The sequence below is a fragment of the Pedobacter sp. BG31 genome (assembly GCF_042464845.1).
In the GTDB taxonomy this organism is placed as follows: Bacteria; Bacteroidota; Bacteroidia; order Sphingobacteriales; family Sphingobacteriaceae; genus Pedobacter; species Pedobacter suwonensis.
Genome location: NZ_JBHNZK010000028.1, coordinates 19,308 through 35,334 on the forward strand (window position 1 = coordinate 19,308; position 16,027 = coordinate 35,334).

The window sequence follows — 16,027 nt, forward strand, 5'->3', positions numbered from 1 at the left end:
CAGGTCTAATTTTTATAGATTATTATAGTTTAGGTATTAATTTATTTCTTTGTCTTCAATTATAATGCCGCCGCCTTCGCAATGGATCAATACAGTACATTCATCCCGTTTATCTTTTACCAGAACTTTGGTGTTGATTTTACAAAGTTTTTCTGCCAATTCATCCTGAATTTCAGACCACTCCTGGCTAAGGGTTTCCAATTCCATTTCTTTGCGTTCCCTTTCTATACAGGCAATAAGGTGTTCGTCGGCCTGTGGACCGGTAATGTATTCTTCCTTTGATAAATCCGGCACTTCAGCCGCATCCATAGCCCTTTTTGCTGCTTCTACTTCAAGCGACTTTTCTTCATATTGATCAAATAATTCCTGTATTGATTTTTCCATTTACATAATACCTTCAAATTAGTCATTTGTTTTATTCATTTGAATTTGAACGATTTTTTTAAACAGGCTTTGGTTTTTAAACCTGATGGAAACGGTTGCCCAGAATTTTTGATGAAGGCTAATTGTACAACAGGATCGATTAAACCGAAAAGCTGCCGGAATTGCTTTTCTAATTAAAAATGAGACTATTGCAGCGTTATCAATGCATTAAATAGTAGGCGTTATAGTGAAAAATCCATTTCTAAACACTATCTTTGCGCCAAATTTGAGGCGCATTTTATGCAAAAGATTAGAAACATAGCTATTATAGCACACGTTGACCACGGTAAAACCACGTTGGTTGATAAGATTTTACACTCTTGTTCTATTTTTCGTGACAACGAACAAACAGGAGAGTTGATATTGGATAACAACGATTTAGAGCGTGAGCGTGGTATCACAATCGTGTCTAAAAACGTTTCTGTTAAATATAAAGATGTAAAAATTAACATTATCGATACACCTGGTCACGCGGATTTTGGCGGTGAAGTAGAGCGTGTTTTGAAAATGGCAGATGGTGTACTTTTACTTTGCGATGCTTTTGAAGGTGCAATGCCTCAAACCCGTTTCGTAACACAAAAAGCGTTGGCATTAGGTTTAAAGCCGATTGTGGTGGTAAACAAAGTGGATAAAGAAAACTGTCGCCCGGAAGAGGTTTACGAGCAGATTTTCGAATTGTTTTTTAACCTTGAAGCTACTGAAGAGCAATTGGATTTCCCGGTTATTTACGGTTCATCTAAACAAGGGTGGATGAGTACTGACTGGCAGAAACCAACAACTGATATTTTTGCCTTGTTGGATGCTGTGGTAGAAAATATTCCTGCTGCACCAATAAACGAAGGTACATTACAAATGCAGATCACCTCGTTGGATTATTCGTCTTTCGTAGGTCGTATTGCAATTGGCCGTGTTCACCGCGGTACCATTAAAGAAAACCAACCGGTTACTTTAATCAAACGCGATGGAAAAATCGTTAAATCAAGGGTAAAAGAACTTTATACATTCGAAGGTTTAGGTAAGGTAAGAGCGACAGAAGTAAGCTCTGGCGATATCTGTGCGGTTGTAGGTATTGACGGTTTTGAAATTGGTGATACTATTGCTGATTTTGAAGCACCAGAACAATTACCGGTAATCAGTATCGATGAGCCGACAATGAACATGTTATTTACCATTAATAACTCACCATTCTTCGGTAAAGAAGGTAAACTGGTAACTTCTCAAAGGATTAAAGACCGTTTGATCAAAGAAATGGAGAAGAACCTGGCATTAAAAGTTGTTGAAACTCAAGGTGCAGATTCGTGGTTGGTATATGGCCGTGGTATCCTTCACTTATCGGTATTAATTGAAACGATGCGTCGTGAAGGTTATGAATTGCAGGTAGGGCAGCCACAGGTTATTGTTAAAGAAATCGATGGTAAAAAACATGAGCCAATCGAAACCCTGATTGTAGATGTACCTGCTGAAGTTTCTGGTAAAGTAATTGAATTGGTAACCCAACGTAAAGGTGAGTTATTGATTATGGAACCAAAAGGCGACTTACAACACTTAGAATTCGAAATTCCATCTCGCGGTATCATCGGTTTACGTAACAACGTTTTAACTGCTACCGCCGGTGAGGCGATTATGGCACACCGTTTCAAATCTTACGAACCTTGGAAAGGGACGATTCCTGGCCGTTTGAATGGTGTATTAATCTCGATGGATAAAGGTACCACTACTGCTTATTCTATCGATAAATTACAGGATAGAGGCCGTTTCTTTGTTGATCCGGGAGTAGATATTTACGAAGGACAAATTTTGGGAGAGCATATCCGTGATAATGATTTAGTAATCAATATCGTGAAAGGTAAAGCTTTAACCAACATGCGTGCATCTGGTACGGATGATAACACCCGTATCGCACCGGCAATTAAATTTTCGCTGGAAGAGGCTATGGAATACATCCAGGCTGACGAGTACATCGAAGTTACTCCGGTAAGCATGCGTTTACGTAAAATCTTCTTAACTGAGCAAGAACGTAAAGTTAAAGGAAAGCAATTCGCTTAATCCTACATTCCTAAGCGGGAATAAAATATAGATCAAAAGCCTCGATGTAAATCGGGGCTTTTTTTATGCCAAACGGCTTAATAATTTAGTAGTAAAGCTGAAGGATGATCTGGTTTTCGATTTAATCACAATTGCCATTTTCTGTCAGGCTTTTTTCATAAAACTTATGGGAATGTAAAGTTAACAATCTGGTGGCAATCGGATTTACCGGCAATTTTAATTTTGCGGTTCAAACAAACTAATTATATCGTGATTCATAAAGGATTATCCAAGGCGGGTATATTTTTATTAAATGTACTCTCTCTATTGCCGCTATTTTTATTATATGGATTGGCAGACGCTTTTTATGTATTGCTGTTTTATATTTTTGGTTACCGCAGAAAAGTGGTTAAAGAAAACCTGATGAATGCTTTTCCGGAAAAAAACGGCACTGAAATTTATGCAATAGAGAAACGGTTTTATAAATTTTTGGCTTCACTTTTTATAGAGGTGATCAAAATGAAAAGCATTTCTAAAAAGGAGTTGAACAAAAGGGTAAAATTTAAGAATGCCGATCTGGTAGAAGCCTATCTGAAAAATAATGAAAGTGTACTTTTCTGCTCATCGCATTATGGCAATTATGAATGGGTATGCATGGCTATTGGCCTGAACTTTTCTGGTGAACATTTTCCGATTTATAAACCTTTAAGCAATGAAAATTTTGATAACTGGTTCCTGAAGATGAGAAGCAAATTTGGCAATAACATGGTATCCATGCGACAAACCTTAAGGGCGATCCAAGCCAATAAGCATAAGTCAACTATATTCACTTTTGGCAGCGATCAGGCACCTTCAAAAGATGAATCAAATTATTGGACAACCTTTTTAAATCAGCAATCTTCTATACAGTTGGGGGTAGAAAAAATCGCCAGGAAAACCAACCGCCCCGTTTTTTATCTAAAAATCAATTATTTGAAGAGAGGTTATTATGAAGTTGATTGTGTGCCTATCTGTATAAATCCATCTGAAACAGGCGAGTTTGAAATTACCGATATGCATACGCTCTTTCTGGAAGATATCATTAAAGAAGCACCCGCTTATTGGCTGTGGAGTCATCGGAGATGGAAATATAAGCCTGAACCAAAGGTTTCATCAACTCATATAAAAGATTATGATATTATGGATGCAATGGCTTAGCTATATCCATTGTTGTAAAAATGAAATCTAACATTTTCGTGGCAAAATTTTTCCAGGTGCTTTATAAATTAGCGTTTCAACTACCCTGATGATTAAGACGTGGATTTCCCGTTTGGGAATATTTCTTTTAAGCACATTAGCCTTGCTTCCATTATCTGTATTGTACATTTTCGCTGATGGAGCATATCTGTTGCTGTATTTTGTATTTCGCTACCGCAGGAAAGTGGTGAGGAAAAATTTGCTGAATGCATTTCCGGATAGAACATTACAAGAGATTTTAATTATCGAAAAACGATTTTACCGTTATCTGGCCTCGCTGGTGTTTGAAATTGTTAAAATGCAAAGTATCTCTAAACAGGAGATCGAAAAACGCTTTGTATTTAAAAATAAAAAACAGGTCCAGGAATATTTAGACCACGGCCAGAGTGTATTAATCTGTTCGGCACATTATGGCAATTGGGAGTGGGGTACATTAGGTATCGGACTCAATTTTCGTGCAGATCATTACCCGATTTATAAACCTCTTAGCAATCCGGTATTTGATCATTGGTTTAAAAAAGTACGAAGTAAATTTGGTAATAAATTAATTGCCATGCGGCAGACCATGCGGGCATTGCAAGCCAGCAAAGGCAAACCGAGCATGTTTAGTTTTGGTAATGACCAGGCACCTGCCAAAGATGAATCTCATTATTGGACAGATTTTATGCATCAGCCCAGTTCCATACAGTTGGGAATTGAAAAAATTGCCATGCGTACCAATCAGCCCATATTTTATTTTAAAGTGAATGTATTGAAACGTGGTTTTTATGAGGTTGATTGTGTGCCGCTTTGTTTAAATCCTGCCGAAACCGCTCCGTTCGAAATTACTGAACTGCATACCCGTTTTCTGGAAAAAATAATCAACGCACAGCCCGAATACTGGTTATGGAGCCATAGGCGGTGGAAGTATAAACCTCAATATTAAGTTCTTTTTCAGGGAGATTTGCCAAAGCAGGTATAATTTTATAAATCTTTATATTTGCCCTAGAACGCCTATCCATGAAGACAGTCAAAAAAATATTGTTGATCCTGATTTATACTTTTTTTTTATCGTTGCTGGCCTTATTCCTTTGGAAACCTTATTTGTTGAAGGTATTAAAATACAGAACGCCAAATGCTGAAACCTATAAAGTTTTTCCGCAGGAAGTTTCGCATAGAAGTGATTCGGTTTTTCATTTTATAAGATCGGCAAAACAGCGGAACGATCTGGATACGCTTCATGTTAGAGATGGCGATAACCGCTCTATTCCATTAAAAAACTATTTAAAAAATGGACAGGTCAATGCTTTTATCGTGATCAGGAATGATAGTATCTTGTACGAGAGATATGCTAAAGGTTACAGCGATAGTACGCTAACCAGTATATTTTCAGGCGCTAAAAGTATGATTTCTATTGCTATAGGTCAGGCATTGGCCGAGCGCAGCATTAAAAGCCTGGATGATAAAGTAACACAATACATTCCCGAATTAAAATCCAACCCCGCTTTTGAACAGATCACTTTAAAAAATCTTTTGGATATGAAATCGGGCCTTGAGTTTCGGGATGCTTTGGGTGGTATAGTAAAAGCATTTTTTTCTGATGAGGCCAAGTATTATTATACCGACGATATGAAAGCGCAACTGATGAGGGTTAAACTGGTTAACCAACCAGGTACGGTTTGGGTGTATAAAAGTATCGACCCGATTTTGTTAGGCTGGGTTTTAAAAAAGGCCACCGGAAAATCGGTAGCAAAATATTTTGAAACTCATGTGTGGCAAAAGATAGGTACCGCGTATCATGCAACTTGGGGTTTAGATCAGGTTAACGGCCTCACCAATACGGCAAGCCGTTTTCAGGTTACGGCCATTGATTTTGCAAAAATCGGCCGTTTATATTTAAACAAGGGTAAGTACAATGGAAAGCAGGTGGTTCCGGAAAGCTGGGTAAATCAATCCACCCGTATTGGAACAGAAAAGCCTGTATCGGCTAAAGGATGGCAGAAATCGGCACACCATTATCTCTGGTGGATCCCGCAAGAAGGGGATAAGGGCGATTATGCGGCTGAAGGGATGCTTGGCCAAAGGTTATATGTTGATCCGAAAACGAATACCATCATTGTGCAGTTTGCTGATCGCGGGGCAGGAAATTACCCTTACCGGAAAATCAGCAGGTATCTCGCTGGATTGCCGTTTAGTTATCCGAAAGATTAACCGCAAAGCATGCAATGAAATAGGCGCCAGGCACGCTATGAGGTTTTGCTCCGCATCCTTTGCGTAAAACTTTGCGTCCTTTGCGGTTAAATTTTTAAAATAGTACCTTGTCATTAAATGGAAAACAACGACGTAAAAATTTCAAAAAAGAAACCGATTTTTCCGGTTAGCCCTGCTTTGCAGAAATATTTGCGTACCTACCAGCGTGAAGCGAAATTGCCTATCGGTTATAATGACCTGATGCAATTTAATGAGGCTTTTCCGCTAATGGATAAGTTTGGTAAGGACTCATTATGGGAGGGACCTATATATGCTCAGGATTTAATTGAAAGATTGCATGATGGCTTAAAGGAAATTTATGCAAATCTTAAAGCTTCGGGAAACCTGCGCATTGTTGAGCATAAGTACATTGATAGAATAGAATATTGCACCTTTGGCAATACCCACCCTTTCCGTATCCGTATTGTAAACCGTTTGAATGATGTATATGATTACTTCTACGTAAAAAAGGCTGACGCCTCCAGGATTTACGGACTTGAAATGGAAGAAATACTTTCACCGAATCAGGTAAATTACCTTGTAGATGGCAATACTTTGGTAGAAGAACATATTGCCGGCATTCCAGGTGATGTTTTTACAAAAGGGCAATTGTATACACCAGAGTTTAACCCTACACGTATAGCTAAAGAATTTGTAAAATTTAATGAACGCTGTTTGATTATGCTTTTGGGCGATATGCGCGCCTATAATTTTGTGGTGCAGATTACACCTGATTTTGATGATATCCAGTTCCGTATCCGGGCGATAGATTTTGATCAACAGTTTTACGAAGGGAATTTAAAAGTTTACTTACCGCAGTTTTTTAAAGAAAACCTTCCTTACGTAAAAATGAGTATGGAGCAACTGACAGAGAAAACGGTATTGCAGTACCAGCAGGAGGAGCGCTCATCAATTGTACATCGTGTAAGAAGCGAACGACACCGTTTAACCGATCTTCGGGATGTATCAAATAAAGAAGAGCTCACTACACCCGAAAATATTGCTTTACTTAAACAGGGAATGAGCGATTATTTTAAGGATACCAATTACCTGCGGTGTAAAACCATGACCGATATTATTGAACTGAATATCAAAAATATCATCAGGCAGGTAAAGTTATAAGTGATGTTGGATGTGGCCATCCGACATCGTAAACGGTTCTGTAAGTCAATTCCATTTAGAAAGTAAGACTCCTCAGATGGTAACAGCTGACGGCCTAAAAAGCAGCTTAAAAGAAAAACGGCTGACAAATTGCCAACCGTTTTTGAGTGAATCTAGAAAGAGCGTCCAAAATTTTAGGCATGTTGGCCTTCATGAACTCCTTCGGCAAATTCCTCTACAATTTTATCGTTAAATGCGGGTAAATCTTCAGGGGTACGGCTTGTAACCAAACCCTGGTCTACTACCACTTCTTCATCAGACCAGATCGCTCCGGCATTAATTAAATCCTTCGAAATATTTTTTACCGACGTTAATTTTCTGCCTTGCACGACATCTGCGTTGATCAACGTTTGTGGACCGTGGCAAATGGCAGCAACTGGTTTCCCATCGGAGAAGAAAGCTTTTACAAAAGCCAGTGCATCTTCATTAACCCTTAACTGATCCGGATTAATTACACCGCCTGGTAAAAGTAGCCCGTTGTAGTCATCAGCGTTTGCTTCTGAAATGGTTTTGTCAACGTCAACTTCTATCGACCAATGGTCCTGATCCCAGGCTTTTATTTTTCCGCTTTTTGAGGAGATGATGTGAACGGTTGCGCCCTCTTCTTTTAACCTTTTAACTGGTTCGGTTAATTCTACTTCTTCAAATCCGCTCTCTGAAAGTACAGCAATGGTGCGGTTACTTAATTGTCCCATAATCTTTAAATTTTTAATAGGTGATATATTTAAAGACAGTTAGGGAAAAGTATTGTTTTTAGAAATTTAAGATTGGGGAATAATTTCAAGAGTTGTTGATTTGTTTACCTGATAATTATAAAAGGCTTCATAAACTACCCTGCTTACAATTGTCTTGATCGGACTGGCATCTTTAAAGCTATCCAGAGGATATTTAAGCTGAAAACAGGTACGCAGTTTATTTTTCGTGAATCCGATTTGTTTAAGTACAGTTACTGTAGATTTATTAAAATAATCGCTAACCAAAATATCTGCAAACGGGGTTAGACGGATAATGATTTTGTTCTTTTTAACCGAAAACTTGATATAAAGATTTTCTTCTTTACGGAGGTTAAAAATGAAAGCACTAATCTTATTTTCAACCAGATCAAATACTGCATCATCAAATTCTTGTCCGTCATGAAAAGCAGCAATTTTGCGACTGTTTAAGTCATCTAAATTCAATCTTATTTTCTGAATTTGCTCTTTAATGTAATCACTAATTTGTTCATGGTTTAAAGAAATCTTTTCATAAAGACTGATATGGTTTTCATATTCTTCTTTTTCTAAATAGTAAGGATCATTAAGTGCTTTGAAGATGCGAAGTTGGTTATTAATATAAATTAAAGCTTTCTGGTTTACGTGAGCAGATTTATAGTCTGATTGTTCTACCGCTCCTTTTATCCACAGTTCAAGCTGTGTTTTTTCTTCTTCATAGTGAGAAATGAGTTCGTTAATTTCTTCATTCATAAATTAATCATTTGTTCTTCTGTGCCTAATAAAGTACCATGCTAAATTGCCGGCAATAATTATATGATTAAAAATATTGGGGATCAAGCCATAATATTTAGTAAAAATTTTAAACCGTTCTTTTAAACTTTCCCGGTGTTTTTTCTTGCTCATGCCACCAATCAGGTATTTGGCTACATAACGGTGCACATTTACAATATTAGATGCCTTTTTAGCCGCTTTGATAATCCAGTCGATATCAGCGCTGTATTGATAAGTTAAATCATAAGGCGTAATGATGCTGCGGCGGATATAAATGGCCTGATGACTGATATTCATGCCATATTTAAAACTCTTCCAGTCGAACTCATCTGGTGCTTCGTGCCTCCTTCGGCCTAAATTTTCCCAGTTATCGTTATACATTTCAGTTTCGCCGTAATATATATCGGCACCGGGAGCAGTTGCAAAAACATCTTCTACTGTGTGGTTGTCATAAATCTCATCTCCCGAGTTCATAAATAACACATAATCACCTGTTGCCAAGGCCAAACCTTTATTCATGGCGTCATAAATGCCCTTGTCGGGTTCTGATATGATTTTCGAGATCCGGTCCTTATACTGCTGAACTACCTGCAGTGTTCCATCAGACGAGGCTCCGTCAATGATAATATATTCAATGTTTTGATAAGTCTGATTTAAAACAGATTTCATAGTACGCTCAATGTCGCGAACGTTATTGTACACAATAGTGATAACAGTTAATTTGGGCATGGGTTAATCCATTAATTTTTTAAAGGTTTCGGCATCCGGAATTAAACCTTTAAATGCTTTAGGTAATGTTGCACTGGTTTTATAGGTAGAAACACCCATTGCTTTGTTAAAATCGCGGAATGAAAATTCTACAATTTTATTCTTCTTTTCTTTGCAAAGTATGATGCCTATTGATGGCTGCTCATGTGGCTGTTTAACATATTCATCAAGAGCAGATAGATAGAAATTCATTTTGCCCAAATACTCAGGTTTGAATTTTCCGGTTTTAAGTTCGAAAACAACCAAACATTGTAAGCGGCGGTTAAAAAACAAAAGATCTATAAAGTATTCCTCATCTTCAACAATCAATCTGTACTGGTTGCTGATAAAAGCAAAATCAGTTCCTAACGACATTAAGAACTTCTTAATATTCTGTACTATTCCACTTTCTACAACTCTTTCATCTTCTTCATCAGGATCCTCTAGGTTAATAAAATCCAAAAGGTATTCATCTTTAAAAGACTTCAACGCTTGGTCTCTTAATTTTTCATTGGAAATTGTTTTCGAAAAATTATTTGGTAAACTGCCGGAGTTACTGAATGATTTGTTTTTAAGTTGGTGCTTTAAGGTACCAACACTCCAAAATTCGATAGCTGCCTTTTGGATATAATATATCTTTTCTTCGACCGATTTTGAATTCTGTAGAATTTCAATGTGGTGGGTAAAACTGATGTTGAAAAATGTCTTTTCCAATTGGTCCGTTACTGACGGTCTAAATTCAATGTGTTCAATATCAGTTTTTTGTAATTGGTCCGTCAGTGACGGACTAATTAAGATTTGTTCTCTCCACGATTCGAAAAAGAACCTCATCCGTTTAATATTTGTGCCTGAAAATCCTCTTAAACCTGGTAACTCTAACTGTAAATCATTAGAAAGATTATCTATCACTTTGGCGCCCCATTTCTCTTTTTCTACCTTTTCCGAAATGAATTTACCTACTGTAAAATAGAGCAGTAAAAGCTCTTTGTTTACAAAAGTAGCTGCTTTATACCGGCTCAATAAAATAGCAGATTTTAATGCTTTAATACTTGCAGAATAGTTTTCGATGCTTTCCATTTACCAGTTCAGTCGGTATAAATTTAATAAAGATTAACCAGTTTTTTATTTGTAGAATGGAGAATAAGATTTTGCAAACCGAATAACTAGTAGCGTTATGAAATTTTTTTAAATATGGGTTTATTTAGGCAGTAAATTAATCAGTGTTTCGTAAAGATGAATGTGTTCTGCAGCAATAATTTCCTCCGAAAAATCGGTTAGAATACTCAATCTCGCAGCTTTCTGAATTTCTTCTTTATTCGGACGGTGATACAACCATTCAATGCCATTTGCTAAATCCTCTGCATTTTGATATTTGGCCAGGTAGCCGTTTTGCAGGTGTTTAACCATATCCGGAATCCCGCCGGTGGTAAAAGCAATCACTGGTGTAGCACAAGATAAACTTTCCATCACTGTATTGGGCAGGTTATCTTCTAAAGAAGGCGTAATAAAAGCATCGGCAGCAGAATAGCACTTCGCTAAATGATCATCTTTGTTAATAGTGCCCAGGAAAGTGGTTTTGAAAGGAAATTCGGGCATTTCTGCATTTTCTTTGTTTCCGAAAATAACCAGTTCAATATTTTCTTTTTGTATCCCGCTTCTGCGCGAAAGGATTTCCAAAGCTTCAACTAAATAAGGGGTTCCTTTATGTTTGTCGTTTTTTGAGGGCATAAATCCGCTCATCAATACAAATTTATCGGGATTGATCTTTAAGACTTTTTTCGCTTCCGATTTAACATAAGGTTTAAAAATTTTTGTTTCGATCGTATTTGGAATAACGGTAGTTTTCCTGGTACCTAATAAACTACTGAATTTTACCGAGGCAGCCATCCATCGGCTTGGTGCCACAATATGGAAATTTAATCTGGTGTACGCTTTTTGTTTACGCACCCAGGTTTTGTGGGAAATATCGTCTTTACCGCTAATTTTCAGAATGGGGCAATGGCCACATTGCTGGTGAAAATGTTCACAACCATAGCGTACATGGCAGCCACCGGTAAATGCATTGCTATCATGAAAAGTCCACACAATCGGTTTTTCCAGTTCATCCAGCTGCGCCAGAAACTTAGGATTGAGAAAACCATGATTTATCCAATGTAAATGGATAATGTCTGCATTTTTAACGTCAGGATGGTTGATCACCGAACGGCCAAACCATTGCAAACTGAATGGTGTTTTTACCGATTTGCTTAACCACTTGGCAAAATATCTTTCTGATAAGATGTTATAAACGGCTTTGGCTTTCTGTAATGGTGATTTGCTGAAAGTGTCTATTTTGGGATTTTGGCCAAATTTATAATAAACCAGTACTTTCGAATCGATTCCATTGGCTTTTAAAGCATCACTTAAACGCAAACAGGCCCTCCCTGCTCCGCCATTTCCATCATAGGTATTTAGGTGTACTACTTTCAAATCAATCAAAAATACATTTTATTGTTTACGAATATAAAATCTGTTGCGTAATTTCATCCATAAATTTTATCGTTCTTAAGGTTAAGCTGTTTTTATCAAAAAAGAACTGCCTTTCCGGAGCCAAACTAACTTAATTATGATCAAATCCTTTGTGAAATCATTTGTGGCACTGGCTTTTTTATGGCCGGCACATTCATTTGCCCAAAATCAAACTTATTTCGCCGCATATCCTGCTTTAACGCCAGATGCACAAACAATAGTATTTAGTTACGATGGTGATATTTGGAAAGTTCCGTTAAAAGGTGGCATAGCATCGCGCATTACAGCCATGCAGGGCGAAGAAATCAATCCTAAAATATCTCCCGACGGAAAATGGCTGGCTTTTTCATCTAATCAGTTTGGTAATTATGATATTTATGTAATGCCTTTAGCGGGTGGCGATATTAAACAGTTAACATTTAATGATGCCAGTGATGAAGTAGATAACTGGAGCTGGGATTCTAAAACCATTTATTTTACTTCGGGCCGTTACAATTCTTTTTCAAGTTATAAAGTAAATGTAAACGGCGGAACAGCGGTTCGTTTATTCAATAACTATTTTAATACCACACACCATATTGCTGAATCACCAACAGGAGAGTTGTTTTTTAACGATACCTGGGAAAGTATGCGCTTCGCCAACCGTAAACACTATAAAGGAGCCTATAATCCCGATATTCAGTCATACAACCCAAAAACAAAAAGTTATAAACGTTATACCGATTATATCGGGAAAGATTTCTGGACGAGTGTTGACCAAAAAGGCAATATATTTTTTGTATCGGATGAAAGCAACGATGAATATAACCTCTATACCTTTATCAATGGCAAAAAAACCGGTTTAACAAACTTCGATACTTCCATTAAGCGTCCGTTTGTTTCGGCTAATGGAACTACGGTGGTGTTCGAAAAAGATTATCAGTTGTATACTTACGATGTTGCCACTAAGAAAGCCGAAAAAGTGAATATAAGCACTTCGCGCAATCAGGTATTGAGTAAAGAGCAGGAGTACGATGTACGTGGCAATATTTCAGCCTTTGATGTTTCAAACGACGGGAAAAAGATGGCTTTCATTTCACGTGGCGAGGTGTTTGTGAGCGATGCTGATGGAAAGTTTATCCGAAAAATTACCAACAGTGGCGAACGCGCCCTGGAATGTAAGTGGCTGGCGGATAATAAAACAATTCTCTTCAGTCAAACCACTAATGGTTACCAGAACTGGTTTACCATCACAGGCGATGGAAAAGGTACTGTAAAACAGCTTACAAAAGACAAAGCAAATGTACGCGATATTACGTTGAATAAAACTAAAACCATGGCGGTGTATTTAAGTGGCCGGAACGAACTTAAACTGATGGACCTTAAAACTTTCGAGGCTAAAACTTTGGTAACCGATGAGTTTTGGGCCATACAGAGCGCAACACCAAGTTTTTCGCCAAATGACGAATATGTGCTGTTCACCGTTTACCGCAATTTTGAACAGGATATTATGGTACATCAAATCAAAAACAATAAAACCATCAACTTAACCAACACAGGCGTTACCGAAACCAGCCCGGCCTGGTCGCCGGATGGCAAATATATTTTCTTTACCAGTGCCCGCACCAAGCCTTCCTATCCGACAGGAATGCAAAATGCACATATTTACCGCATGGCTTTAAATAATTATGATGAGCCTTATCGTTCTGATAAATTTGATGACCTGTTTAAAGAGAGCAAGCCCGCACCGACGGATGTTAAGCCTGCAACTGAAAATAAAAATGATAAAAAATCAAAGACCGATACGGCTAAAAAGAAAACTGAAGTTAAGCCTACACCTAAGCCTGCAAGTATAATTACCATTAATACTGAAGATCTTTTGGATAGAATTGAATTGGTCGGCCCTTCATTTGGTGGCCAGTACGGAACAGATGTTTACGCAAAGGGCGATAAAACGTATGCTTTTTATTCTTCTAACCACGAAGGTGGTACGCCAGGCTTGTATCGCACCACTATCGAGCCCTTTGAAGCCAATAAAACTGAAAAAGTTGCTGATGGTGGCGATTACTCCATTATTTCGGCAGGGGATAAGTTTTTCGTTTTATCAAGAGGTGCAATCAATAAGTATAGCTTAGAAGGTAATAAGCTTGATCGGGTGGATCACGGCTATAAATTTACCAGGAACCTAAATGCCGAGTTTAACCAGATGTTTTACGAAACCTGGGTAGGTTTAGACGAAAATTTTTACGATGAAAAATTTCATGGTGTAGACTGGGATAAAATGCGGACGCGTTATGCCGCTTATCTGCCTTATGTGAATAACCGCAGTGATTTAAGAATTTTATTGAATGATATGCTGGGCGAATTGAATTCTTCGCATATGGGATTTAATAGCGCAGGAGCAGAGGAACGCAAAAACCTGAATTATATCACCAACGAAACCGGAATCATCTTCGATAATGAAAACCCATTGAAGGTAGAACGTATTGCCGCAAAAAGCAATGCTGCCCGTACTGGAAATAACATTTTAGCTGGTGATATTTTAACAGAAGTAAATGGGGTTAAAGTAGATGAAAAAATAGACCGCGATTATTATTTCAGCAAGCCATCATTAGATCGGGAGATGACATTAACCTTTAAACGCAACGGCAAGGATGTTTATGTAAATGTACATCCTGAAAGTTCGGGTACACTACGCGGGAACCTTTATGATGAATGGATTAGCCAGAACCATAAAAATGTAGATAAGTGGAGCAACAACCGGATTGCTTATTCTTACATGAAAAATATGGGAAGTGGTGAGCTTGAAAATTTTCTCTTGGATATGGTGGCCCAGGAAGAAAACAAGGAAGCCGTTATCCTTGATCTTCGTTACAATACCGGTGGGAATGTACACGATGAGGTACTGAAATTTCTTTCGCAGCGTCCTTACCTGAAGTGGAAATACCGTGGAGGTAAAATGGCCCCGCAAAGTAACTTTGGTCCGGCTGCGAAACCTATCGTATTACTGATAAACGAACAATCTTTAAGTGATGCTGAAATGACGGCTGCAGGTTTTAAACAATTAAAACTGGGAAAGATTATCGGTACAGAAACCTACAGATGGATTATTTTTACGTCGGCTAAGGGTTTGGTTGATGGTTCTTCTTACCGTTTACCATCTTGGGGCTGTTATACCATGGATGGTAAGAACATTGAAAAGGAGGGGGTTAAACCAGATATTTTTGTAAAAAATACTTTTGAAGACCGCCTGGCTGACAGGGATCCGCAACTGGAAAAAGCAGTAGCCGAAATTTTGAAAGACCTGAAATAGGGTTAATCTTAAAAAGATTGTTTTATTGTCGGGCTGTTATATGGCAACCGACAATAAAATATATAAGCAGAGTTACTAAATTAGCAATAAAACAATCTGGCAATCCAGCAATATCATTTAAACAATTAATCAAATTTTTCCGTTTCTTTGAGCCTGGAATTATTTAAAACATGGCAAATTTATTAACCGACAGGGCTTTTTGGGTAAATTATTGGGAGAGCAAAAAAGGACTGGCAGTTCATTTGCCTTCAAATTATTTATTTCATGCTCAGCTGGCTGATGTGATCCGGAAAAACGGCGTTAAAACAGCCATTGAACTGGGAGGTTTTCCTGGTTATTATGCCGTGTTCCTGAAAAAATATTTTAAACTTGACGTTACCCTTCTTGATTATTTTGTTCATCCGCCGGTGGTAAAAGAACTTTTGGAAAAGAACGATTTAGCGGAAAAGGATATCCACATCATCGAAACCGATCTTTTTAATTACACACCGGAGCAGCAATATGATCTGGTACTAAGCTGCGGTTTAATTGAACATTTTAACGATACCGCCGATATCATCAACCGTCACATTGCTTTCGTAAAACCAGGTGGTACTTTGTTTATCACGCTGCCAAATTTTAAAGCAGTTAACGGTTGGTTCCAGAAGAATTTCGATAAGGAAAATTACGATAAACACAATATCAATAGCATGGACCCGTCATTGCTGAAATCAATATGTGAACAGGCTGGCCTTAAAGATGTACAATCAGGTTATTTTGGACGCTTTAGCGTTTGGTTGGAAAACGAAGATCAAAAGTCGGCAAGTGTGCGTTTATTTAAAAAGGCAGTTTGGCTGACCGGAAAAATATTTACGAAGCTGATCTCATTCGAGAGCAAAAATCTGTCACCTTATATTATCTTAGCAGCGAAAAAAAATTAACG

13 protein-coding genes are annotated in these 16,027 nt (G+C 37.9%); 7 read left to right on the forward strand and 6 right to left on the reverse strand.

Annotation, left to right across the window (positions count from 1 at the left end):
- Nucleotides 1–36: 36 nt before the first annotated feature.
- The gene (locus ACFE6N_RS21990; RefSeq protein WP_378940009.1) at nucleotides 37–384 is read right to left on the reverse strand and encodes a hypothetical protein; all 348 of its coding nucleotides are present in this window, start codon (nucleotides 382–384) and stop codon (nucleotides 37–39) included.
- A 279-nt stretch (nucleotides 385–663) separates the two neighbouring features.
- Between ACFE6N_RS21990 and typA the strand changes: the two genes are divergently transcribed.
- From typA to ACFE6N_RS22015, 5 genes are all read left to right on the forward strand, one after another.
- On the forward strand, nucleotides 664–2,469 hold the full coding sequence (typA, locus tag ACFE6N_RS21995) for a translational GTPase TypA (protein WP_134204246.1): 1,806 nt from the start codon (nucleotides 664–666) through the stop codon (nucleotides 2,467–2,469).
- Between the two features lie 249 nt (nucleotides 2,470–2,718).
- Nucleotides 2,719–3,645 carry a lysophospholipid acyltransferase family protein gene (locus ACFE6N_RS22000; protein WP_378940010.1) on the forward strand — a complete coding sequence of 309 codons (927 nt, stop codon included), beginning with the start codon at nucleotides 2,719–2,721 and terminating at the stop codon, nucleotides 3,643–3,645.
- 88 nt (nucleotides 3,646–3,733) lie between these two features.
- Nucleotides 3,734–4,609 carry a lysophospholipid acyltransferase family protein gene (locus tag ACFE6N_RS22005; protein WP_378940011.1) on the forward strand — a complete coding sequence of 292 codons (876 nt, stop codon included), beginning with the start codon at nucleotides 3,734–3,736 and terminating at the stop codon, nucleotides 4,607–4,609.
- A 74-nt stretch (nucleotides 4,610–4,683) separates the two neighbouring features.
- Nucleotides 4,684–5,874, forward strand: a complete 1,191-nt coding sequence (locus tag ACFE6N_RS22010; RefSeq protein WP_378940012.1) for a serine hydrolase domain-containing protein — start codon at nucleotides 4,684–4,686, stop codon at nucleotides 5,872–5,874.
- 117 nt (nucleotides 5,875–5,991) lie between these two features.
- Nucleotides 5,992–7,035, forward strand: coding sequence for a hypothetical protein (locus ACFE6N_RS22015; RefSeq protein WP_378940013.1), 1,044 nt, complete (start codon nucleotides 5,992–5,994; stop codon nucleotides 7,033–7,035).
- A 173-nt stretch (nucleotides 7,036–7,208) separates the two neighbouring features.
- Here the strand turns inward: ACFE6N_RS22015 and ACFE6N_RS22020 are convergent, their stop codons facing one another.
- The 5 genes from ACFE6N_RS22020 to ACFE6N_RS22040 all read right to left on the reverse strand — a co-directional run bounded on the left by ACFE6N_RS22020 (nucleotide 7,209) and on the right by ACFE6N_RS22040 (nucleotide 11,783).
- Complete coding sequence (locus ACFE6N_RS22020; protein WP_134204241.1) at nucleotides 7,209–7,769, reverse strand: type 1 glutamine amidotransferase domain-containing protein; 561 nt, start codon at nucleotides 7,767–7,769, stop codon at nucleotides 7,209–7,211.
- 66 nt (nucleotides 7,770–7,835) lie between these two features.
- Nucleotides 7,836–8,537 carry a hypothetical protein gene (locus ACFE6N_RS22025; RefSeq protein WP_378940014.1) on the reverse strand — a complete coding sequence of 234 codons (702 nt, stop codon included), beginning with the start codon at nucleotides 8,535–8,537 and terminating at the stop codon, nucleotides 7,836–7,838.
- A gap of 3 nt (nucleotides 8,538–8,540) precedes the next feature.
- Entirely contained in the window at nucleotides 8,541–9,287 is a 747-nt protein-coding gene (locus ACFE6N_RS22030; protein ID WP_378940015.1) for a glycosyltransferase family 2 protein, read from the reverse strand.
- A gap of 3 nt (nucleotides 9,288–9,290) precedes the next feature.
- On the reverse strand, nucleotides 9,291–10,382 hold the full coding sequence (locus ACFE6N_RS22035; protein ID WP_378940016.1) for a YhcG family protein: 1,092 nt from the start codon (nucleotides 10,380–10,382) through the stop codon (nucleotides 9,291–9,293).
- Between the two features lie 120 nt (nucleotides 10,383–10,502).
- Nucleotides 10,503–11,783: a glycosyltransferase family 4 protein gene (locus ACFE6N_RS22040; RefSeq protein WP_378940017.1), complete on the reverse strand. Its 1,281-nt coding sequence runs from the start codon at nucleotides 11,781–11,783 to the stop codon at nucleotides 10,503–10,505.
- Between the two features lie 127 nt (nucleotides 11,784–11,910).
- Between ACFE6N_RS22040 and ACFE6N_RS22045 the strand changes: the two genes are divergently transcribed.
- Nucleotides 11,911–15,105, forward strand: coding sequence for a S41 family peptidase (locus ACFE6N_RS22045; RefSeq protein WP_378940018.1), 3,195 nt, complete (start codon nucleotides 11,911–11,913; stop codon nucleotides 15,103–15,105).
- A gap of 170 nt (nucleotides 15,106–15,275) precedes the next feature.
- A complete protein-coding gene (locus ACFE6N_RS22050) occupies nucleotides 15,276–16,025 on the forward strand; it encodes a class I SAM-dependent methyltransferase (protein WP_378940019.1) in 750 nt (249 codons plus the stop codon).
- The last annotated feature ends 2 nt before the right edge of the window (nucleotides 16,026–16,027 follow it).

What these genes read in the sequence shown, in the direction of transcription:
- ACFE6N_RS22005 (WP_378940011.1), top strand. Translation starts at nt 3,734, where the DNA reads ATGATTAAGACGTGGATTTCCCGTTTGGGAATATTTCTTTTAAGCACA.
- typA (WP_134204246.1), top strand. Translation starts at nt 664, where the DNA reads ATGCAAAAGATTAGAAACATAGCTATTATAGCACACGTTGACCACGGT.
- ACFE6N_RS21990 (WP_378940009.1), bottom strand. Translation starts at nt 384, where the DNA reads ATGGAAAAATCAATACAGGAATTATTTGATCAATATGAAGAAAAGTCG.
- ACFE6N_RS22020 (WP_134204241.1), bottom strand. Translation starts at nt 7,769, where the DNA reads ATGGGACAATTAAGTAACCGCACCATTGCTGTACTTTCAGAGAGCGGA.
- ACFE6N_RS22015 (WP_378940013.1), top strand. Translation starts at nt 5,992, where the DNA reads ATGGAAAACAACGACGTAAAAATTTCAAAAAAGAAACCGATTTTTCCG.
- ACFE6N_RS22035 (WP_378940016.1), bottom strand. Translation starts at nt 10,382, where the DNA reads ATGGAAAGCATCGAAAACTATTCTGCAAGTATTAAAGCATTAAAATCT.
- ACFE6N_RS22010 (WP_378940012.1), top strand. Translation starts at nt 4,684, where the DNA reads ATGAAGACAGTCAAAAAAATATTGTTGATCCTGATTTATACTTTTTTT.
- ACFE6N_RS22025 (WP_378940014.1), bottom strand. Translation starts at nt 8,537, where the DNA reads ATGAATGAAGAAATTAACGAACTCATTTCTCACTATGAAGAAGAAAAA.
- ACFE6N_RS22050 (WP_378940019.1), top strand. Translation starts at nt 15,276, where the DNA reads ATGGCAAATTTATTAACCGACAGGGCTTTTTGGGTAAATTATTGGGAG.
- ACFE6N_RS22030 (WP_378940015.1), bottom strand. Translation starts at nt 9,287, where the DNA reads ATGCCCAAATTAACTGTTATCACTATTGTGTACAATAACGTTCGCGAC.
- ACFE6N_RS22045 (WP_378940018.1), top strand. Translation starts at nt 11,911, where the DNA reads ATGATCAAATCCTTTGTGAAATCATTTGTGGCACTGGCTTTTTTATGG.